At 65.0% G+C, this 20,884-nt stretch carries 18 protein-coding genes; 8 read left to right on the top strand and 10 right to left on the bottom strand.

The annotated features are described in order from the left end of the window. Positions 1–58 precede the first annotated feature (58 nt). Positions 59–2,299, bottom strand: coding sequence for a TonB-dependent receptor (locus tag AC1DE3_RS07350; RefSeq protein WP_476852297.1), 2,241 nt, complete (start codon positions 2,297–2,299; stop codon positions 59–61). A gap of 209 nt (positions 2,300–2,508) precedes the next feature. Here AC1DE3_RS07350 and AC1DE3_RS07345 point away from each other — a divergent pair, with 209 nt between their 5' ends. Then, the gene (locus AC1DE3_RS07345) at positions 2,509–3,774 is read left to right on the top strand and encodes a LysR family transcriptional regulator (RefSeq protein ID WP_476852296.1); all 1,266 of its coding nucleotides are present in this window, start codon (positions 2,509–2,511) and stop codon (positions 3,772–3,774) included. A gap of 8 nt (positions 3,775–3,782) precedes the next feature. After that, a complete protein-coding gene (locus AC1DE3_RS07340; protein ID WP_476852295.1) occupies positions 3,783–3,998 on the top strand; it encodes a hypothetical protein in 216 nt (71 codons plus the stop codon). 173 nt (positions 3,999–4,171) lie between these two features. Here AC1DE3_RS07340 and AC1DE3_RS07335 read toward each other — a convergent pair whose 3' ends face one another. From AC1DE3_RS07335 to AC1DE3_RS07325, 3 genes are read right to left on the bottom strand one after another with little or no spacing between them, the layout of a single operon-like run. Beyond that, a complete protein-coding gene (locus AC1DE3_RS07335) occupies positions 4,172–5,575 on the bottom strand; it encodes an AtzE family amidohydrolase (RefSeq protein ID WP_441512288.1) in 1,404 nt (467 codons plus the stop codon). Next, positions 5,572–5,799: a DUF4089 domain-containing protein gene (locus tag AC1DE3_RS07330; RefSeq protein WP_441512287.1), complete on the bottom strand. Its 228-nt coding sequence runs from the start codon at positions 5,797–5,799 to the stop codon at positions 5,572–5,574. The genes AC1DE3_RS07335 and AC1DE3_RS07330 overlap by 4 nt, the downstream gene beginning before the upstream one ends. Continuing rightward, positions 5,796–6,497, bottom strand: a complete 702-nt coding sequence (locus AC1DE3_RS07325) for a cysteine hydrolase family protein (RefSeq protein ID WP_441512286.1) — start codon at positions 6,495–6,497, stop codon at positions 5,796–5,798. Before AC1DE3_RS07325 ends, AC1DE3_RS07330 begins: the two co-directional genes overlap by 4 nt. Positions 6,498–6,685: 188 nt before the next feature. Here AC1DE3_RS07325 and atzF point away from each other — a divergent pair, with 188 nt between their 5' ends. Next, on the top strand, positions 6,686–8,491 hold the full coding sequence (gene atzF / locus AC1DE3_RS07320) for an allophanate hydrolase (RefSeq protein WP_441512285.1): 1,806 nt from the start codon (positions 6,686–6,688) through the stop codon (positions 8,489–8,491). On the opposite strand, the gene AC1DE3_RS07315 is transcribed toward atzF, so the two are convergent. The 6 genes from AC1DE3_RS07315 to AC1DE3_RS07290 all read right to left on the bottom strand — a co-directional run bounded on the left by AC1DE3_RS07315 (position 8,473) and on the right by AC1DE3_RS07290 (position 15,008). Beyond that, the gene (locus AC1DE3_RS07315; protein ID WP_441512284.1) at positions 8,473–9,150 is read right to left on the bottom strand and encodes a GntR family transcriptional regulator; all 678 of its coding nucleotides are present in this window, start codon (positions 9,148–9,150) and stop codon (positions 8,473–8,475) included. The two genes, atzF and AC1DE3_RS07315, sit on opposite strands and share 19 nt — an antisense overlap. A gap of 75 nt (positions 9,151–9,225) precedes the next feature. Continuing rightward, positions 9,226–9,606 carry an oxalurate catabolism protein HpxZ gene (hpxZ, locus tag AC1DE3_RS07310; protein WP_441512283.1) on the bottom strand — a complete coding sequence of 127 codons (381 nt, stop codon included), beginning with the start codon at positions 9,604–9,606 and terminating at the stop codon, positions 9,226–9,228. A 35-nt stretch (positions 9,607–9,641) separates the two neighbouring features. Continuing rightward, on the bottom strand, positions 9,642–11,360 hold the full coding sequence (locus AC1DE3_RS07305) for a dipeptide ABC transporter ATP-binding protein (RefSeq protein WP_441512282.1): 1,719 nt from the start codon (positions 11,358–11,360) through the stop codon (positions 9,642–9,644). A 2-nt stretch (positions 11,361–11,362) separates the two neighbouring features. Further along, positions 11,363–12,262: an ABC transporter permease gene (locus AC1DE3_RS07300; protein ID WP_441512281.1), complete on the bottom strand. Its 900-nt coding sequence runs from the start codon at positions 12,260–12,262 to the stop codon at positions 11,363–11,365. A gap of 3 nt (positions 12,263–12,265) precedes the next feature. Further along, positions 12,266–13,279 carry an ABC transporter permease gene (locus tag AC1DE3_RS07295; RefSeq protein WP_476852294.1) on the bottom strand — a complete coding sequence of 338 codons (1,014 nt, stop codon included), beginning with the start codon at positions 13,277–13,279 and terminating at the stop codon, positions 12,266–12,268. A gap of 136 nt (positions 13,280–13,415) precedes the next feature. Next, on the bottom strand, positions 13,416–15,008 hold the full coding sequence (locus AC1DE3_RS07290) for an ABC transporter substrate-binding protein (RefSeq protein WP_441512279.1): 1,593 nt from the start codon (positions 15,006–15,008) through the stop codon (positions 13,416–13,418). A gap of 646 nt (positions 15,009–15,654) precedes the next feature. Between AC1DE3_RS07290 and AC1DE3_RS07285 the strand changes: the two genes are divergently transcribed. From AC1DE3_RS07285 to AC1DE3_RS07265, 5 genes are all read left to right on the top strand, one after another. Next, complete coding sequence (locus AC1DE3_RS07285; RefSeq protein WP_441512278.1) at positions 15,655–16,809, top strand: ABC transporter substrate-binding protein; 1,155 nt, start codon at positions 15,655–15,657, stop codon at positions 16,807–16,809. Positions 16,810–16,990: 181 nt separating this feature from the next. Beyond that, the gene (locus AC1DE3_RS07280) at positions 16,991–17,866 is read left to right on the top strand and encodes a branched-chain amino acid ABC transporter permease (RefSeq protein ID WP_441512277.1); all 876 of its coding nucleotides are present in this window, start codon (positions 16,991–16,993) and stop codon (positions 17,864–17,866) included. Then, the gene (locus AC1DE3_RS07275) at positions 17,863–19,644 is read left to right on the top strand and encodes a branched-chain amino acid ABC transporter ATP-binding protein/permease (protein ID WP_441512276.1); all 1,782 of its coding nucleotides are present in this window, start codon (positions 17,863–17,865) and stop codon (positions 19,642–19,644) included. The genes AC1DE3_RS07280 and AC1DE3_RS07275 overlap by 4 nt, the downstream gene beginning before the upstream one ends. Next, complete coding sequence (locus AC1DE3_RS07270) at positions 19,631–20,362, top strand: ABC transporter ATP-binding protein (RefSeq protein ID WP_441512275.1); 732 nt, start codon at positions 19,631–19,633, stop codon at positions 20,360–20,362. The genes AC1DE3_RS07275 and AC1DE3_RS07270 overlap by 14 nt, the downstream gene beginning before the upstream one ends. Before the next feature lie 30 nt (positions 20,363–20,392). After that, a complete protein-coding gene (locus AC1DE3_RS07265) occupies positions 20,393–20,872 on the top strand; it encodes a VOC family protein (RefSeq protein WP_441512274.1) in 480 nt (159 codons plus the stop codon). Positions 20,873–20,884 lie beyond the last annotated feature (12 nt).

Below are 20,884 nucleotides of genomic sequence, written 5' to 3'. Positions count from 1 at the left end.
GAGATGGAAGGACCGGGACCGGCCTTCCATCCAGATCAAGGCTGCGTTGATCGCTGGCTCAGAAGGTGGCTCCCACCGTCAGCACCACTGTGCGTCCAGCTGACGGTATTGCACGCGCCGTATTCAGGTTTTCGCCTTGGAAGAACGAGTCGTAATTCAGCCGGTCCGTAAGATTGTAGCCGTTGAGCGCCACGCGCCAGTTTCTGTATTCATATGAAATCAGCGCATCGAGCGAGAAGCTATGCGGAAGCTCTGCCATCTCGTCGTTGCGGATATACATCTTGTCGCGATAGGTGAAGCCGCCCCCCACCAATAGACTTCCCGGCACCGCGCCTGCGAAAAGCGTCGCAACATCATACGTCGTCCACAGCGAAACCGAATTCTTTGGCACGCCCGGCACCGGGTTGCCCTTATTGGCTACGACGTTCGTGCCGACGATCTCGCTGTCGAGATAGGCATAAGCGAGATTGACGGCCCAGGCATCGGTCACCTTGCCGGAGAGGCCCGCTTCGAAACCTCGAACCCGCTGCTTTTCTCCTGTCTGCGTCAGGACGCCACTCGTCGGGTCGGAGTAATAGGCATTGTTTTTCGTCACTTGGAATACAGCCGCGGTTAATCCGAGGCGCCCGTCGAGAAGACCGATCTTTGCACCAAGCTCAAAAGTGTCGGTCGTCTCGGGATCAAGATTTGTGCGTGCGGCGACGATCGGATTGACGTCGGAGGCAACATACTGCCCGAAGGGCAGGTTCGCTGCCGACGCAAACGAAGCGTAGAAGGTGTAGTCCTTGGTCGGCTCCCAGATCAGACTTGCCTTCGGACTCCAAAAATTGGCATCCGCATCCGTGATTGTTCGCCCCGTCGCTGCGGTTAAATCGTATTTGGAACGGAAATAGTCCCAGCGAACGCCGCCCAGGATCGAGAACTGGTCGGTGAGCCACACACGGTCGCTCGCGAAAAGCGCGACATCGTCGGATTCCGAGCGTTTCACATTGTTCGGATTCGGCAAGATCGCATAGTTCGCCCACGTATTCGGGGACCAGAGGCGCGGAATCGGATTCTTCGCGGGAGAGTATGAAAAGCCCTGCCGCTTGTCGTCCTGGTGGTTCAGGTCGAGCCCGAAGATCAACTCGTGGCGCAGGAAGCCGGTGTGGAACTTGGCGATGCCGGTGGACACATTCTGGATGCCCCAGGCCTTCTGCTCATAAGTTGGGCCGCCGCCGGCACCGTAGACGATGATCGGGTTTCCACCAGCGAAGAACGTGTTTGCGCAAGCCTGGTCGCAGCTTGGGGTCGTCGCGCTGAATCGGCGATCGTAATGTGAGAGCCTCGTGTCGTTGCTGAACGTCAGCCAATCCGTCACCTTCGTCTTGAAACGCGAGGTGATCATATCGACGTCGGAGACGTCCTCATCGCTGGATTTTCCGTAATAGAAGTTCCGCGGAATGCCGAATTCGGTCACCGGTCGACGTATGGTCGAGGCAGTCCTACCGATCATCGGAACTCCATAGTCCGGCGTGCGGTCATTGTGCTGGTGGAAATAGTTCAGGTGCCAGGTCGTATCCGTGCCCAGCCCCATGGCCAGCGAGGCGGCAAGCCCCCACCGATCTGACTTGACGCCCTCACGGTCGGCAATGTCTTGCCGATTTGCCATCCCATTGATGCGCAGCGCCGTTGTTTCGTTGATCTGCTTGTTGACGTCGAACGTTCCACGGGCCAACGCGCCGGTGCCAAACGAGCCATTCACGTCATAACGATCACCAAGGCCTGCTTGCTTCGAGGTCGTGTTGATCGCGCCACCGGAGGTACCGACGCCAAAGCTCTCGGAAGACGGCCCTTTGAGCACTTGCACCTGCTCGTAGTTGAAGCTGTCGCGGACATAGACGCCAAAATCACGTAGACCGTCGACATAGTTGTCGCCGAACGCCTCAAAACCGCGGATGCGGAAACGGTCGCCGTTCGGCCCGCCATTGGCCTCCCCGATCGCGACGGTGATGCCCGGGACGTTGCGGAGGGCTTGTTCGAGCGTCGTGATCCTCTGCTGCTGGATGATCTCCTGCGGCACAACGTTGACAACCTGCGGAATGTCCTGGACGCGCCCGGGCAGACGGTCGACACCGGTTTGCGCTTGCAGCGTGTTCCCTCCGGCACCGCCCTGCACGTCGATCGTCGGCAGATCAATTGATGCTTCACCAGCCGCCTGAGCCATGACCTCAAATGGAACGAGTGCGGCGGCGCCCACGGTGAGCCCCAAAACCCACGTGTTCTGGGAGGAGGATTCGCGATCCCTGTCCTGGTTCATCTTCGGCGCACCCCAAGCCCGCTTTCAGCAATCCAAAAGGCTATAAGGGTTGGAAAACTGCGGTCGCAACACCGATGTTTCAGGTCACGTCTAAGTTTTGTTTTGCGCATTTTAGAGCGATTATAAAATCAAACTTCATGCTGAATTCGACTTGAGTGAGGCATATACGATCTCCCAACATTCTCCGGCGATGCAACGAGATCGAAACAGTGAACACGACTTCCCGTCTCTCGGACTTGATTGATGCTCAGTTGCCTTTCAAGCCTGCGTCAACTCGCGAGGTGGGCGCGCCCCGTTCAAGCCATCTGCGCAGATTGCGCCTTCTCATGGCGCTGGACGTCCTATTGGTTACAGGCAGCGTCAAAGGAGCAGCTGCTCAACTCGGCTTGAGCGCACCTGCGATGAGCCGCCTTCTGGGACAGATCCGCGCAGAGGTCGGCGATCCGATCTTTGTGAGAACCGGACGCCAATTGGTTCCCACACCACGGGCGGAAGCGATGCGCCTGGCCTTACGGAATCTTGCATCCGACGTGGAGCGCGTGCTCGATCGCAATTACGATTTGCCAGCCGCAGAGCAGAATGAGCACCGTGGCTCCAAACCGCTGTCGCGCCGGTCCCCTCCCCTGGGAATCCGGCCAAGCGTGTTGCTCGATGGTCAGCCCACTCCTGTGGAATTCGCAAAAGGTTTGGCTGAGCTCGCGAATACCTCTGATCCCCGACGACGCCTGGCTGGCTATCTGGCTTTGATGGGGCGTGGCATCGGCAACTCCCGGCCATTGACCCAAACAGAGGCTGACGATGCCTTTGAGATCATTCTCAACGGGCAAGCGGATCCGCTTCAGATTGGTGCGTTTCTCCTCCTGATGCACTATAGGCGCGAGACCGCGCCTGAACTTGCCGGCATGGTCTCGGCAGCTCGTCGTGTTAGTCAAACAGCAGGGCAATCCCCTGATCATGTCGATCTCGACTGGCCGGCCTATCTGCCCAGGCAGTCGCCGCGTCCACCGTGGTTCCTTCAGGCAGCACGCCTTGTCGCCAATGCCGGATATCGGGTCCTTCTGCACGGACCGACGACTGACGCAGCCAGCAGTCTCACGGAACTCGGTTTGGAAAAATTGGGCATTCGAAAATGTTCATCGCCATCCGAAGCCCGAAAGAAACTCAAGTCCGACGGTATTACCTTCTTGTCGCTTCGGTCACTTGGAGCTCAATTACAAAATCTACTGGACCTTTACCCAGTGTTCGAGTCTCGGACTCCCATCCATTCAGTGGTGCACATGCTCAATCCACTGGGAGCCGATGCCATTTTGGCAGGCGTCGCCCGCATCACTTACCATGGCATGCATCGGGATGCTGCCCATCTACTGCAATGGCCGGGAATGTCGGTCCTAGCCGCGCCCGAGATGTTGCCGAGTTCAATCCGTTCAAGACCGCCAAAATCTATCGCCTCAGCGACGGTATCTCGGACGAGGTGATACTTCCCATGCAGAACGAGATCAGGTCGCCACCTCGCTCGATCTATTCAGTCATGGAAAACTGGGAAGCGGTTTGGGCGGGGGCAGAACGCGACGCGCGCGCGGTCGAAGTGGTTGTCAACACGGCGGCGGTAGCGCTTCTGACCATTCGCAAACAGGGAGTTGATGACTACCCACGCGCTCTGGAGGAAGCACGCCTCCTTTGGCAGGAACGTTTCAGTTAGCTGGAGTGTGGCCCTGCGGGCAGACAGGATCAGGTTGCGGTTTTGACCAAAAGCCGGGCGTGTCGATCCTCGAACTGCTGCCGGCTGAAAAACAGCCGAGCGCGGGAGTGCAGTCGACTTGGGCTGCTGCAGCTCTCGCCGTCGGGACAGAGCGCTGGTTCGGCGGCGCTCGATCAGCGGAGACTTTGGAGGCTTGCCGAAGAGCCGACCCTGCACAGGCCCATTTCCTGCAGCGCGTAGGCGGCTCTCAGGCAAATGTCCTCCCGCCACGGCGGTGCGATGAGCTGGACCCCGATCGGAAGTCCGCCGCCCCGGACCGGCACGACCGCGACGGGCAGCCCGATGCAAGAGATCGGCTGTGTGAACAGCCCCAGGCTTGGGCGCAGCGGAAGGGTCTCGCCCCTGACCTCCAGGGTCTTTTGACCGATGAGCGGCGCCGGGCATGGCGTGGCCGGCGCGATAATGAGATCGACTTCGGCGAAGCATCGCATCATCTCGTCATGGAACCAGCGGCGAGCACGTTGTGCCTGGACATACCACGCAGCCGGCAGCAGGGCGCCCGCCAGGAAGCGATCGCGCGTTTCGGGATCAAAATCATCGGCCCGTTCGCGCAGGCGCGGCAGATGGAAGGTCGAGCTTTCCGCATTGGTGATCAGGAAGGCGGCGGCGCGTGCGATCGCGGCGCCCTCCATGACGAGGCCCGGCTTGCCGCCAAGCGCCTTGGCCACCGCTGCAACTGCAGCGTCAGCTTCCGGCATGCCGTCGGTCGCGAAATAGCCGGCCGCCACGGCGATGCGCAGCCCCGAGAGCCCATCATGCAGATGCGGCATCACCGGCTCGACCGGCCGCTGTGCACAGGCCGGGTCGCCCGCATCGGGGCCCTGCATCAGGTCGTAGGAAAGCGCGAGATCGGTTGCGTCCCGCGCCAACGGTCCGAGATGGTCGAGGGAATCGCAGAAGGGAAACGAACGCGTGCGCGGCAGGCGCCCATAAGTCGGCTTGAGCCCGAAAACCCCGCAAAGCGAGCCCGGGACGCGGATCGAGCCGTTGGTGTCGGAGCCGAGCGCGATCGGCACGAAGCCTGCGGCAGTCGCTGCACCGGAGCCCGAGGAGGAGCCACCGGCCATCCGCGCCAGATCGTACGGGTTCCGGCAGGGGCCGTCATGGGCGTTCTCGCCGGTGAAGTCATAGGCATATTCGCCCATATTGAGGCCGCCGAGCAGGATCGCGCCGGCCGTGGCGAGGCGCTCGACGAGCACCGCGTCCCGCGTGGCCGGCCGCCGCTCTCGGTTGATCTTCGAGCCGGCGCGCGTCGGCAGGCCGGTGATGTCGAACAGGTTCTTGGCGGCGAAGGGCACGCCCGCCAGCGGCCCAAGCGGCTCACCGCGCGATCGGGCAACGTCGACCACGCGTGCCTGCTCCAAGGCGCGCTGCGCCGTCAAGTCGGTGAAGGCGTTCACATGCGGATCGAGCCTTGCGATGCGGGCGAGCGCCGCTGCGACCCCCTCCTCGGCGGTAGCCTCCCCGTCGCGAATCCTGCGGGCGGCCTCGTGAGCCGGGGCGAAGGCGTCGCTCATCGGCCGCCTCCCGGCAAGCCGGGGCGGAAATTTGGCGCCAGCTCCAGCCTGTCGTCGGCCAGCGGCGTCGCGTCGACGATCCGCGCCATGTTGTGGGCGATGGTGAGGAATTGCAACACGACCGGCTTTTGCGCCTCGCTGATCGCCAGGCCCAGCGTCGGTGCCATCACCTCGAGATGGCGGGCGGGGTCGAAGCCTCCGGGCGAATTGTCTGCCGTCTTCATGCTTCCGCTCTCTCCATGCGAACGAGCGCTGCCACAAAGGCCGCGCCGATCTCGGCGCTGGTCGTGACGCAGCCGAAGATGCCGCCCTGGGCCGCGATCATCCGCAACCCGACCTCGTGGAATTCCGGGACGTAAGAGGCACAGGCGTCGCCGGGTACGAGGCAACGATAGCCGCGATCATTTGCTTCGCGGATGGTGGTGTGGACGCAGACCTCGGTGGTGACACCGGCGACGATCAGGAAGGTGATGCCGCGATTGCGCAGCATCAGGTCGATATCCGTCTGGTAGAAGGCACCCTTGCCGGGCTTGTCGACGACGGGTTCGCCGGAAAGCGGAGCGAGCTCGGCAATGATGTCGTGGCCGGGCTCGCCGCGGACGAGGATGCGGCCCATCGGGCCGCAGGCGCCGATCCGCTTGTCCGGAGAAGAGCGCTCCAGCTTGGCGGGCGGCGCGTCCGAGAGATCGGCGCGATGGCCTTCGCGCGTGTGAATGATGAAAAGACCGGCCTCTCGCGCAGTGTCGAGCAAGCTTTGGCATGGGGCAATGGCGGTGCGGAGCCGCGAGACGTCGTTGCCGAGTGCCGTGCCAAAGCCACCGGGTTCGAGAAAGTCGCGCTGCATGTCGATCATCAGCAAGGCGGTTCGCTCTGGCTCGAGCGCGAAAGGCGCGGGCTGAGCCGGAATGACGAGACGACCCATAGCGACTCCCTGGGCGACAGATGCCGAAGGCTCTGCAAGGCGCGTGCCCGCCCGCTCCGGCGCGGCCGTCATCGGCGATCGCCGGGTTTTCGGCGCGGCCGGCCGCAATGCCGAACCGCGCGCACAACTCTTGCATACATGCCGATGGGAACTGCCTGCCCTTTGGGCACTATGATGGAGGCCGCCGCGTGCAAACCCTGACCGAGCTTTTGGCCGCGCATCTCGCGGGAGCCCGGCGCCTCAGCGAGACCGTGACGGGCTGCTATGCGCGCTGGCGGGCGCATGGCGACCCGGCGATGTTCATCACGCTGCGCCCTGAAGCAGAGGTCGTCGCGGAAGCCGAGCGCTTGCAGGCGGAGGGACCGCGAGGCCGCAGGCTCTGGGGTATGCCGATCGCCGTCAAGGACAATATCGACGTCGCGGGCCTGCCCACGACCGCCGCCTGTCCCGCCTTCGCCTACACGCCGACACAAGATGCGAGCGCCGTCGGGCGGCTCCGGGCAGAAGGCGCGATCGTCATCGGCAAGACCAATCTCGACCAGTTCGCGACTGGGCTCAACGGCACGCGCTCGCCCTATGGGACGCCACGCAACGCGCTGCGGGCCGACCTCGTTCCCGGCGGGTCGAGCTCCGGCTCGGCGAGCGCGGTCGCGGCCGGAATCGTGCCGGTTGCGCTCGGCACGGATACGGCCGGCTCGGGGCGCGTTCCCGCAGGCTTGCAGAATATCGTCGGGCTCAAGCCAAGTGTCGGGCTGGTACCGAGCGCCGGCGTCGTGCCGGCCTGCCGCACGCTGGACTGCATCTCCGTCTTCGCGCTGACGGTGGAAGATGCCTGGGCCGTGCTCGATGTCATGGCGGGGCTCGATCCGGCCGATCCGTTTTCGAGGTCGCTGCCGCTCGGCCGCCCCGGCGCCGCGCCGCCCTCGATCCGGCTCGGCGTGCCCGGCCCGGCCGATCGCGATTTCGCCGGTGATCGCCTTGCCGAAGCGAGCTACGCGGCGGCGCTCGAGCGGGCGGCAGCGCTTGGAGCCGAGATCGTGCCGCTCGACTTTGCGCCCTTCTACGAGACCGCGCGGTTGCTCTACGATGGCCCCTGGGTCGCCGAACGCTGGCTCGCCATCCGTGATCTCTACACGAGCGATCCAGATGCGATCCTGCCGGTGATCCAACAGGTCATCGCCGGCAAGCCCTTGCCGGATGCCGCAGCCGCCTTCGCCGCGCGCTATCGCCTGGCGGAACTCGCGCTCGCGGCCAAGGCCACGATGAAGGCCGTCGACGCCCTGATGGTGCCGACGGTTCCCCGCCCGGTGACCATGGCCGAGATGGCGGCTGATCCGATCGGCGCCAACTCCATGCTTGGACGCTATACCAATTTCGTGAACCTGCTGGATCTTTGCGCACTCGCTTTGCCGGTCAGCGTCGCAAGCGACGGCACGGCGGCCGGCGTCACGCTGATCGCGCCAGTGGCACAGGATGCGGCTCTTGCAGGCTTCGGGCGCGCCTTCCATGCCGCCAGCGGCCTGCCGCTCGGCGCAACCGGCCGTCCCATGCCGGCGGCGCCGGATTGGCCGACTTCGGGCGAACCCGGCGGCATCGAGATCGCGGTCGTCGGCGCCCATCTTTCAGGCATGCCGCTCAATGGCGAGCTGACGGCTCTGGGCGGCAGTTTTATCCGCGCGACGACGACGACGCCCGACTACCGGCTCTTCGCCTTGCCGGGTGGCCCGCCGATGCGGCCGGGCCTGGTGCGCGTCGCGAATGGCGGCGGAGCCATCTCGCTGGAGGTCTGGTCGCTGCCGCCGGAGGGCTTCGGCCGCTTCGTCGCCGGTATTCCCGCGCCGCTGGGGATCGGCACGCTGGGGCTGGCCGACGGCACGCTGGTCAAGGGCTTCCTGTGCGAGGCCGTGGCGACGCAGGACGCGCGGGACGTCACCCACTTCGGCGGCTGGCGCGCCTTCGTCGCGGCGCAGTCGGCTCAGCGCGCCCCCGCATAGCTGCGAAAGGCATCGCGCACGAAGCCGATATGGGCCCGCATCGCATCAGTGGCGGCCTGCCGGTCACCGCGCAGAATCGCCTGCACGATCACGTCATGTTCCTGCCAGGAGCCTCCGAGCCGCCCGGTCGTGCGGAACTGTGCCCGCCGGAACGGCGCGACGCGCTTGCGCGTCATCAGCGTCATCTCGGCCAGATAGCCGTTATGGGTGCCGGCATAGATCGCGCCGTGAAAGGCCTCGTTGCGTTCGTGGTAGCGCAGCGGATCGCCCTGGTGCACCAGTCCGCGCAACTCCAGATGGATCGCCTCCAGCCCGTGGCGCTCGGCCGTGTCCATGTTGTGGGCGGAGAGCCCGGCGCAGAGCGCTTCCAGCTCTGCCATCGCCTCGAACATGTCGTGGAGTTGCTCCGGTGTCGGCAACGCGACGAGCGCGCCACGATGCGGCCTGACCTGCACCAGCCCGGAAGCGGACAATTGGCGGATGGCTTCGCGGACGGGCGTGCGCGATACGCCGAAGCGCTTGGCCAGCTCCTGCTCGTCGAGCGCCTGGCCGGGCGCGAGCAGGCCGGAGACGATCTCGTCGGCTAGCTGCAGGCGCAGGCTCTCGGTGCGGGTGAGCGCACCCGCTTCGGCATCGGGTTGGGTCGCACTGCGTCGCATGGCGGCCGGTCGTGGAAGCGCAGCCGCCGGGGCGCCCGGCCTAGCGGGCAAGATTCGCTCGGTCATCCCCGCCGCTCATTCGGCGATGATGCTGACATGAGCGGCCACGACGCGCCAGCCTTCCGGAAACCGGACCCAGCTCTGGCTCTGGCGCCCGATCTTGCCGGTCATGCCATCCCGGCGAAACAGCGTGTTCGCGGTGGCGAAGTCATCGCCATAGGTGGTGATCCGGGTCCGTTCCAGCGCCCGCATCAGCCCTACGGGCGAGCGCCCTGCCCGGAAGGCCGCGATTTCCGCATAGCCATAAAGGTTCTCGCCCACGCCGTAGCGCAGGGTTTCAGGGGCGTTCCTGAAAAGCTTGTCGAGCGTTTCCACATCGTTCGTGGTCAGCGCTTTCTCATATTCGGCGAAAGCGGCTTCTACTTCCGCAAGGATGGCGGGATCGTTGATCTTCATGGCCCTGTTGCTTCGACGTGCGGGTGAAGGAGGCGTCATGCCGGCGGGTGCGGAATCGCGGTGAGCAATTCTTTCGTATACTCCGCCGTGGGCGCGCCGAGGACGGCCTCGGCCGTGCCCTGCTCGACGATCTGCCCGCTGCGCATCACGATCACCCGGTCGCAGAGCAGGCGCACAACGTTGAGGTCATGCGAGACGAAGATGTAGCTCATGCCGAGCCGCTGCTTGAGCTCCTCCAGCAGGTTGAGCACGACGGCCTGGACGGAGACGTCGAGCGCGGCAGTCGGCTCGTCGAGGATGACGAGATCGGGGTCGAGCGCGATTGCCCGCGCGATGCCGACGCGCGCTTTCTGGCCGCCCGAGAGCTGATGCGGGAAGCGGTCGATCAGCTCCACCGGCAGGCCGACGAGCTGCGCCAGCTCCTCGCAGCGGGCTCTGAGCGCGGCGCGGCCCCGGACACTCCCCATGCGCAGGATCGGGTCGACGATAGCCCGCTCGGCCGTAAAGCGCGGATTGAGGCTGTCGGTCGGATCCTGGAACACCATCTGGATACGTCGCCGGAAGGGCGATGCGGCGAACTGTTTCGCCGGAATCGCGCCGATATCCTGCCCGGCGAAGATGATGCGACCGGATGTCGGATCGAGCAGCCGGTTGACCATCATCGAGGTCGTCGATTTGCCGCAGCCGGATTCGCCGACGAGGCCCAGCGTCTCGCCGCGGCGCACCTCGAACCCGATGCTGTCGACGGCACGGAAGGCCGGCTGGTCCGGCTCCGCCTTGCCCATGAGCTTGGCGAGGAACGAGCCCTTGGCCGGGCGAGGATATTCCTTGACGAGATTCTCGACGACGAGAAGCGGCGTTGCGCCGGCGGAGCTTGGCGGTGGGCGCGCGCTGGAGCGCGCGGCCGGCTGGGTGGCAGCCGCCCGCTTCGCCTGGTCCTCCGGCAAAAGATCGCGCAGGCTCATTCCGATGCGCGGCGTCGCCTTCATCAGCCTGCGCGTATAGGGATGCTGCGGATTGCGGAAGATGTCGGCGGCGCTCGCCGTCTCGACGACGCGGCCCTTCTCCATCACGACGACCTTGTCGCAATAGGCGGCGGCGAGGCCGAGATCATGGGTGATCAGGATGGTCGACATGCCGCGCTCGCGCGTCAGCTCGACGATGAGGTCCATCACCGCCTTCTGCGTGGTGACGTCGAGGCCTGTGGTGGGTTCGTCAGCGATCAGCAGCTGCGGCTGGCAGGCCAGCGCCAAAGCGATGACCACGCGCTGGCACATGCCGCCGGAAAGCTCGAACGGATAGGCGTCATAGCGTTCGGCCGGGCGCGCGATCCTGACCTTCTCCAGCGCCTCGATCGCCTTCTCCCGCGCGGTCGCGCGCGTCGCCTGGACATGCTGGACGAGCACGTCTTCGATCTGCTTGCCGACCTTGCGAATCGGATTCAGCGCGGCCCGCGGATTCTGGAAGATCATCGAGATCTCGCGGCCGCGCAGGTCGCGCATCTGCGCCTCGGTCGCGGAGACCAGATCGACGCCGGAGAAGGCGATCGAACCTTCCGCAACCCGGCCGGCCCGGTCGAGGATGCGGACTACCGCGTAGGACGTCACGGACTTTCCGGAGCCGGATTCGCCGACGATCGCGACCGTCTCGCCCTTGCCGACGCTGATGTCGATTGCTTTCACGGCCTGCACCGTGCCACGGCGGGTCGCGAATTCGACGGTGAGGTTGCTGACATCGAGGAGAGGCGTGCTCATCGTCAGTTCCTCCGCTGCGGGTCGACGAGGTCGCGTACGCCGTCGCCGAGCAGGTTGAAGCAGAACACCGCGGTCATCAGCGCAAGGCCCGGAAAGAAGGCGACCCACCACTCGCCCGAGACGATGAAGCTCGCGCCTTCGGCGACCATGATGCCCCATTCCGGGGTCGGCGGCCGGACGCCGAGGCCGATGAAAGACAATCCCGCCGCGTTCAGGATGGCGTAGCCCATGGTCAGCGACATCTGCACGGCCATGATCGGCATGATGTTGGGCACGATCTGCGTCAGCAGCAGCCGCCATTCCGAATTGCCCGAGAGCCTCGCCGCCTGCACGAAGCCGGCCTCGCGGCGGATATTCGCCTCGGCGCGGGCGACGCGTGCGTAGAGCGGGAAATTGATGATGGCGGTGGCGATGACGATGTTGGTCACGGAGTTGCCGAGCGCCGCGACGATGCCCATCGCCAGCACGAAGAGCGGAAAGGCCATGATCGTGTCGGCGACGCGCCCGACCAGCGTGTCGACCCAGCCGCCGAAGAAGCCGGCCATGACGCCGGCAAGCCCGCCGAGCAGGAAGACCAGTGCGACCGAGGCAACGGCGATCGAGAAATCGAGCCGCGTCGCCGCGACCACGCGGCTGAAGATGTCGCGGCCGAGTTGGTCGGTTCCGAACCAATGCGCCGCGCTCGGCCCCTGAAGGGCCGCATTCGTGTTCGAGGCCAGCGGATCATAGGGCGTGAGCCAGGGGCCGAAGACGGCCGCCAGCAGGATCAGCGCGAACAGCCCGAAGGCGAAGCCGGTCACGGGGTTTTCCGCGACGATATGCCGGGCGTGGGCCAGCAGCGTTGTCGAGGGCGGAGCCTCGAAACGCAGTTGGGCGGGCTCGATCTTGCTCAACTCGTTCATGACTCAGCCCTCCAGCCGGACACGGGGGTCGATGACGCCGTAGAGGATGTCGATCATGAGGTTCAGCGCGACGTAGAGGATCGCCATGGTCAGCACGAAGCCCTGGATCGGCGCGTAGTCGGAGGCGAGCAAGGCCTCGACCGCATAGGAGCCGACGCCCGGCCAGGCGAAGACCTTCTCGACCAGCACATTGGCGCCGAGAAGGAAGGAGAAGACCATGCCCAGCGTGGTGACCACCGGCAGCATGGCGTTGCGGAAGGCGTAGGTGCCGATGACCTTGCGGCTCGACAGGCCGCTGGCGCGCGCCGTACGCACGAAATCGGCGCCGAGCACGGCCAGCATCGAGGCGCGTGTCATGCGCGTGATCGGCGCCAGCGAGAAGATCGCGAGCGTCAGCGCCGGCAGCAGCAATTGCGCGAGCACGGCCCGGAAGATCTCGAGATCGCGCGCGATCAGGCTGTCGATCAGCAGGAAGCCGGTGACGCGCGGCGGCTCCGAGAAGAAGACATCGAGCCGCCCGAGCGGAGCCGGCGCCCAGCCGAGGATGAAATAGAAGACGTAGACCAGAAGCAGCCCGGTGAAGAACACCGGCAGCGAGACGCCGGCTGTCGCGACGATCCGGCAGAGAGGGTCGATCCAGGAGCCTTGTCGGACGGCCGCCAGCACGCCGAGCGGCAGCGCGATCGCCATCGAGATCAGCAGCCCTATGAGCGTGAGTTCGGCCGAAGCCGGCAGGCGCTGCGCCAGATCGACTGTCACCGGCTGTCCCGTCGTCAGCGAGGTGCCGAGATCGCCTTTAACCAGCGCTGTCACATAGGACGCGAACTGGACCGGCAGCGGCTGATCGAGCCCAAGCTTGCCGCGGATATCGGCGATGGCCTCCTTCGAGGCGGCGGGGCCCGCAAAATAGGCGGCGGTGTCGCCAGGCAGCACGCGCGTCAGCAGAAAAGTCACGATGATGACGCCGATCACCGAAGGGATCGTCGTCTTCAAACGGGCGGCGATCATGCCTAGCATGTACAGTTCCCCCGAGATTGCTTGCGTCATTCTCGGGCGGAACGCAGCGCAGACCCGAGAATCGCTTGATCGAGATGCTCGGGCCGAGCCCGAGGATGACGAGCAGGCGCATGGCACCTGCTCGTGAAAACACCCCTCACCCCTTGGTGAAGTAGCGGAAGTCCGGCTCGCGGCAGGGCTGGAACTGGTAGCCGCCGATCGACTTCTGCATCGCGACGTCGTGGGTCGGCTGAGAGATCGGGATCATCGGCACTTCGCGCTCGACCAGCTTGACGAAGTCGACCACGAACTTCTGGTACGCGGCTGTGTCCGTGGTGAAGCGGGCGGCATTGATCAGCTTGTCGAGCTCCGGGTTCTGGTAATTGGCGATATTGAAGATCGAATTGTTGCCGTGCATCGTCCAGAACAGATAATAATCGGGATAATCGAGCCAGCCGGCGAAGCGGTTCAGCGTCATCGGATTGGTTTTCTTGGCGATCTCGGTGCGGAAATTCGCGCCGGGAATCTTGGCGATCTCAACCTCGATGCCGATCGCGCCCAGCGCTTCCTTGATGAGCACGGACATCGGCTCGGCCACCGTCGCGTTTCCGGCATCGAACTGCAGCGTAGTCGAGAAGCCGCCACCGGCGGACGCGACGAGCGCCTTCGCCTTCTCGACATTGGTCTTGTAGGCGAAGGGCGTCGGCCAGGCCGGCGGCGGTGTCTCAGGTCCCCCGGACATGTCGACGCCACGACCAAACAGCGAGGCCTGCAGCATCTTGTCGTAGGGCAGCACCCATGCGACGGCCTGGCGCAGACGGGCATCCTTGAACGGCCCGACCTGGCTATTGAGATAGAGGCCCCAGACGCCGTTGGGAATGGGAACGCCGACGACGTTGATCTTGCCGCCGTCGAGCAAATCCTTGAAATCCTTAGGGGGCAGACCGTAGGAGACGTCGGCGTCACCGCGCTCAATGAGCGCGCGGCGCGTCGAAGGCGAGGCGATGTCGCGCGCGATGATGCGCTTGAGCTGCGGCAGCTTCCCGCTAGCCCAGGCGTCATTGCGCACATAGATCGTCTCGACGCCGGGCTTCCAGCTCTCGACTTTGAAGGCGCCGGAGCCCGCTACATTGTTCTTCAGCCATTCCTTCGCGAGCGGATCGCCGCCGCTGTTCTTGATCGCCAGTTCGGAGTCGAAGACGAAGGGGATCGTGACCGCCAGATTCGGCATGGTCAGCTTGTCCTTGCGCAGGAAATCAATTCGGAAAGTCTTGTCGTCGACGGCGACGAACTGCTCCGGCTTCTCCAGCGAGCCGGCGTTCATCTGCGTGGTGGCGAAGCCGCCGATGGTGACGGCGCGGTCCAGCGACCACTTCACATCCCTGGCCGTGACGGGGCGGCCGGAATGGAATTTGGCATCGCGCAGTTTGAAAGTGCAGCTCATGCCGTCGGAGGCGACCTGCCAGCTTTCCGCAAGCTCGCCTTCGAGCTCACTCATCGAAACCTGGTTGCCGCCACCGCCGGGGATCGGCACGGGTTTGAAGCGCAGCAGACGGTCATAGCAGTTGAGCGCCACGCCGTTCACAGGTTGCGAGGCGCCGATGCCCTGCATGTCCAGGCTGTTCGGCCCATATTCCTGCACCAGCAGCAAGGTTTCGGCGCGGCTTGGTGATTGCGCGCTGGCGCGCCCCGACATCAGGAATGGCGCGGACAGGCCTCCGGCAATGGCGGCGCGACGCGTGATGGCCATGGTGCTCTCCCGAGATAGCCGACGCCGCTCTGCGCCGGACGCTTCCGTTCGGGAGGGGCAATGCAGTTACCGTGCCGGGCTTGAAGCGCTCCCGTGCCGGGGATGGGCACCGATTGCGGCGGGCAAACGCGCAGTCATGCATACAATTTGAGATCCCTCGCTCAATAATTCGCCAATTTATACGCTGCCAGTAATTTCACCACGGCACATGGCCAGATGTGCTCCATCGCGAGCGCTCGCCCGGCGTGACCAGGAGCGGCGCAGAAGCGCTGCTATCGATACTTCACTGATTTACGCGGCAGATCGGCTGCCAGCGCAGCAAACGTGGCTGTCCCGGCAGTCCGTCCAAGCACCCGGATTCATGTCGGCGCAGGCAGCTGGCGGGCGAGCCGTGGCGGCGGACGAGCATCGATGGCCCGCTCTCGATTCCGCATCGGCCGTCGATCGGGCCCGGCGTCAATTTGGCTGGCGATGGCGCGAAGACGATCTCCACCCGCGCACGTCGCAATGCAGAACCTACGAAGCCCGCCTCGGTCATAGACTAAAGGATGACAACGACGCTGTTCAGACAGAGGCGTAGATATTTCATCATGACGGCAATCGGGCGCTCAGATCCGATCTAATCCATTAAATCGGGAGGATAACGATGCACCTGACCCGTCGCGGGTTTACGACCGTTCTCGCCGGTACCATTGCCGCCCCGGCCGTCATGCGGACTGCCTACGCCCAAGGCGCCACCGTCAAACTCGGCATGGTCGTGCCGATGACCGGCGCCGCCGCCGAATCCGGCTCCTTCGCCCAGACCGGCGCCAAGATCGCGCTCGAACAGGTCAACAAGGCCGGCGGCGTGCTCGGCAAGCCGCTCGAACTGATCTTCGAGGACGACCAGACCACCAATCCCGGTGCGGTCCTCGCCTTCTCCAAGCTCGCCAGCCAGCCCGACATCGTCGCCTTCATCGGCTCGATCCGCTCCACGCAGATGCATGCGATGGCGCCCGATATGCTGAAGATCGGCAAGCCCGTCGGCTTCGGCGGCACGGACCCGAACCTGACCAAGCTCGGCAATCCCTGGCTCTTCCGCTTCCGCCCGAACGATTCCTATTCGGGCAAGGTGATCGCGCAGTTCGGCGTCAAGGAACTCGGCAAGAAGAAATGGGCGATCGTCCATTCGACCGACGCCTTCGGCACGGCCGGCGGCAAGGCGCTTGCCGATGCCCTGCCCGACAACGGCGCGACGCTCGCGCTCGACCAGGGCTATGCCAACCAGAGCCAGGATTTCACGCCGGTCGTTCTGGCGGTGCGCCAGTCCGGTGCAGACATCCTCGGCACCTACTTCACCTTCGAGACCGATCTCGGCATCTTCGCCCGTCAATTGCGCCAGCTCGGCGTCACCATCCCTTGGGTCGGCTCGCCCTCGATCGTCAACATCTCGGCGCTCAAGCTCGCCGGTCCGGCGCTCTACAACACCTATGGCGTGGCGGACTATGCCGAGGACTCGAGCGATGCCTCCAAGGCCTTCGGCAAGGCCTATCGCGATGTCCGCAAGGTCGCGCCCGACAACCAGTCGTCCTGGACCTACGACGCCGTGACCTGCCTCGCCATGGCGATGAACAAGGCGGGCTCGACCGAGCCCAACAAGGTGCGCGAGGCCATGCTGGCGATCCGCGGCCATAACGGCGCCGAAGGCCAATACAACTTCGACAAGAACGGTGACGGCCTGCACGGCTACAACATCGTCAAGAACGACAAGGGCGACATCAAGTTCGACAACCGGCTCGACTTCACGCCGGACCTCGGCTGATTCCCGCCGAGGCGCGCCGGCTTCTCTGCGAAGCGGGGATCCGGCAGCCGCGCGGGGCTCGACAACGAACCTCGCACGGCGAAAGCCGCACGGCGCATCTCGTACCACGCCTTTCGAGGCGGGCGGCCTCGCGCCGTTCGCCGCGAAGGACCGATCGGCTCCACGCAAGCGCGGTAGACAGATGGATCTCGTTCTTCAGCTTCTTTTCACCGGGATCGGCATCGGCTCGGTCTATGCGCTGGTCGCGCTCGGCTTCGTCCTGATCTTCCGGGCCACCAATGTCGTGAATTTCGCCCAGGGCGAGTTCTCGATGGTGGCCGCCTTCCTGATGGTGGTCTTCTCGGTCAAGATCGGCCTGCCCTACTGGATGGCTTTCATCATCGCTCTGGTCTGCATGGCGGGGCTCGGCACGGTCTTCAATCTCGCGGTCTATTATCCGCTGCGCCACCGCACCTACCTGCCGGTCATCATCTCGACGATCGGCGCCTCGATCTTCATGGCCAACACCACGCTCGCGATCCACGGACCGGAGCCGGAGGTGCTCTCCGGCTGGTTCGACACGCCCGGCTTCATGCTCGGCCCGGTCTATCTCGACAACCAATACGTCCTGATCATCGTCGTGACCGCACTGCTGGTCGCGCTCCAATACTGGTTCTTCGAGCACACCCTGCTCGGCAAGAAGTTGCAGGCGACCTCGCAGGACAAGGAGACGGCCTCGCTGCTCGGCATTCCCGTCGCAGTGATGATCATGATCACCTTCGTCTATTCGGCGGTGATCGGCGGGATTGCGGGCATCCTGGTCGCGCCGGTCCTCTTCGTCTCGATCGGCATGGGCGCGACCATCGCGCTTAAGGCCTTCGCAGCCACCATCATCGGCGGCTTCGGCGACGTAACGGGCGCGATCATCGGTGGCCTCGCGCTCGGCGTCATCGAGACTTTCGGCGCCGCCTATATCTCCGTGCCCTACAAGGACGGCTTCGCCTTCCTGGTGCTGATCGCCTTCCTGATCTTCCGGCCGCAGGGCATCTTCGGCGAGCGCGTGGCGGAAAAAGCATGAGCACGACCGAAACCACCGCCGCCACAGACGACATCCGGCCGCGTCTGCGCTGGGGCGTCCCGGCCTATATCCTGCTCGTCCTCGCGGCGATGACGCTCGCCATCATCGTCCCCAAGACCGGCTATATCCTCAACATCTCGATGCAGGCGACGACCTATGCCATCGCCGTGCTCGGGTTGACGATCGTGCTGGGGCTCTGCGGCCAGATCAATCTGGCGCAGGCTGCCTTCTTCGGGCTCGGCGCCTATGCGGTTGGCCTCGGCCAGACCGATTACGGCCTGAATTTCTGGGTCTGCCTGCTGGTCGGCACCGGCCTTGCCGCCGGCTTCGGCGCGCTGCTCGGCGCCTCGACGCTCCGGCTCGGCGGCCACTACCTCGCCATGGTGACGATCTCCTTCCAGCAGATCGTCACCCTCGTCCTGATCAACTGGATCCCCGTCACCAAAGGGCCGGACGGTGTCCGCGCCATCCCGCGGCCACCGCTATTCACGGACGGCTCGACCTATCTCGCGCTCTGCATCGCGCTGCTGGGCATACTCGGCTATCTGGTCTGGCGCCTGCGCGACACCAAGCTCGGCCGCGCCATGCGGGCGGTGCGCGACAACGAACTCGCCGCCGGCGTCGCCGGCATCGACGTCTACCGCACCAAGGTCACGGCCTTCGCCCTCTCCGCCATCCTCGGCGGCATCGGCGGCGGTCTCTTCGCCGGCGGCTTCGCCTATGTCAGCCCGGACCAGTTCTCCTTCGCGGAGTCGGTGGTGTTCCTGACCATGGTGCTGCTTGGCGGCGTCGCCTCGCCGGTCGGCGCCGTCATCGGCACGGGCCTGCTGATCCTGATCCCGGAATGGCTGCGCTTCCTCAAGAGCATCCCCGGCCTCTATCTCGCGATCTATGGCGCGGCGGTGATCCTGATCGTGCTGTTCATGCCGGACGGCATCTGGGGCTTCCTGCGCGGCCAGCTCGACCGCTTCAAGCGGGCCGTGCTGCCCGGCCGGACGGCCGCGACGCTGCAACTGTCGGGCGGCGGTGAAGGCACCGAGACCGTGATGGAGGTGCGCGGGCTCTCCAAGCATTTCGGCGGCCTCAAGGCGGTCGACGAGGTCGATCTCACCATCAAGCGCGGCGGCGTGCATGCTCTGATCGGCCCGAACGGGTCCGGCAAGACCACGACGCTGAACGTCCTCTCCGGCCTCTACCGGGCGACGGCCGGAACCATCAAGCTCAACGGGCAGGACATCACCGACCTGCCGCCGCATGCCCGCACCAGGGCCGGGCTCGGCCGCACCTTCCAGAACATCCGGCTCTGGCGCTCGATGACGGCGCTGGAGAACGTCATGGTCGGTGCCGAGCGCCCAGGAAGCCCGATCGGCAACGACCCCGCCGCGCTGCTGGCGCGTGCGCGGGCGGCGCTCGCCTTCGTCGATCTGGAGGACCGGGCTGACGAGGTTGTGGCGAATTTTTCCTATGGCCATCAGCGTGCGGTCGAGATCGCCCGCGCTTTGGCCGGCGATCCCGTCCTGCTCCTGCTCGACGAGCCCGGCGCGGGGCTCAACTCCTCGGAGAAGGTCGAGCTGCGCAATCTGCTCAAGCGCATCTCGGCCCGCGGCCTCACCATCCTCATCATCGACCACGACATGACCCTGGTGAGCGAGGTCGCGCAGCACATTACCGTGCTGAACTTCGGCCGCCGCATCGCCGACGGCTATTCCGCCGACGTGCTGAAGCATCCCGACGTGATCGCGGCCTATCTGGGAACGGCACCCGATGTCCCTGCTTGAACTGAAATCCCTCGTCGTTCGCTACGGCGAGGTCGAAGCCGTCGACGGCATCTCGCTCGTCGTCGAGGCCGGCGAGGTCGTCACCCTGCTCGGCTCGAACGGGGCCGGCAAATCCACCACGCTGCGCGCCATCTCCGGCCTCGCGAAGCCGGCCTCGGGCGACATCCTCTTCGAAGGTCAGTCGATCGTCGGCCTTAGGCCCGAGGCGATCGTGCGCCGCGGCATCGCCCATGTGCCGGAAGGCCGGCGCGTCTTTCCGGGGTTGAGCGTGCGCGAGAACATCATGCTCGGCGCCTCGAACCGGCCCGGCCTGAAGACCGCCGCGATCAGGCGCGAAGCGGACGAGATGTTCGACCTGTTCCCCGATATCCGCCGCTTCGCCAATGCGCTGGGCTGGACGCTCTCGGGCGGCCAGCAGCAGATGGTGGCGGTCGCGCGCGGCCTGATGGCGAAACCGCGCATCCTGCTGCTCGACGAGCCGTCGCTAGGATTGGCGCCGGTCATCGTCCAGGCGGTGTTCGCGATCATCGCCGAGATACGCCGGCGCGGCACGACGGTGCTGCTGGTCGAGCAGAACGCCCGCATGGGCCTGTCGGTGGCCGATCGCGGCTATGTGCTGGAAACCGGCAAGCTTGTACTCTCCGGCACGCCGGAACAGCTCTGGTCGAACGAGGAAATCCGCGCTGCCTATCTCGGCGGACGCACCGCCGCAGCCTGACAGCCGGAGCGCTTTTCGAAAGGAAACGCAATGACGACTGCCAAGAACACGATTTGCCTCTGGTACGATAAGGACGCCGAGGCCGCGGCACGCTTCTACGCTCAGACCTTTCCCGACAGCGCCGTCGACGCGGTCTTCCGTGCGCCCACCGATTTTCCTTCCGGCAAGGCCGGCGATGTGCTGACGGTCACCTTCACGGTTCTCGGCATACCCTGCCTCGGCCTCAATGGCGGCCCCACCTTCAAGCACAGCGAGGCCTTCTCGTTCCAGGTCGCCACCGACGACCAGCAGGAGACCGACCACTACTGGAACGCCATCGTCGGCAATGGCGGCCGGGAGAGCGCCTGCGGCTGGTGCAAGGACAAATGGGGCATCTCCTGGCAGATCACGCCGCGGGTGCTGTCGGAGGCGCTGGCCGTCGGCGGCGAGGAAGCGAAGCGCGCCTTTGCCGCGATGATGACGATGCGGAAAATCGATGTCGCCGCGATCGAGGCGGCACGACGCGGCTGATCGCCCCGCTCG

Source organism: Allobosea sp. 10L417 (assembly GCF_056395485.1).
Note: the sequence above shows the minus strand (reverse complement) of the source record. Positions and strands in the feature narration are given on the sequence as shown.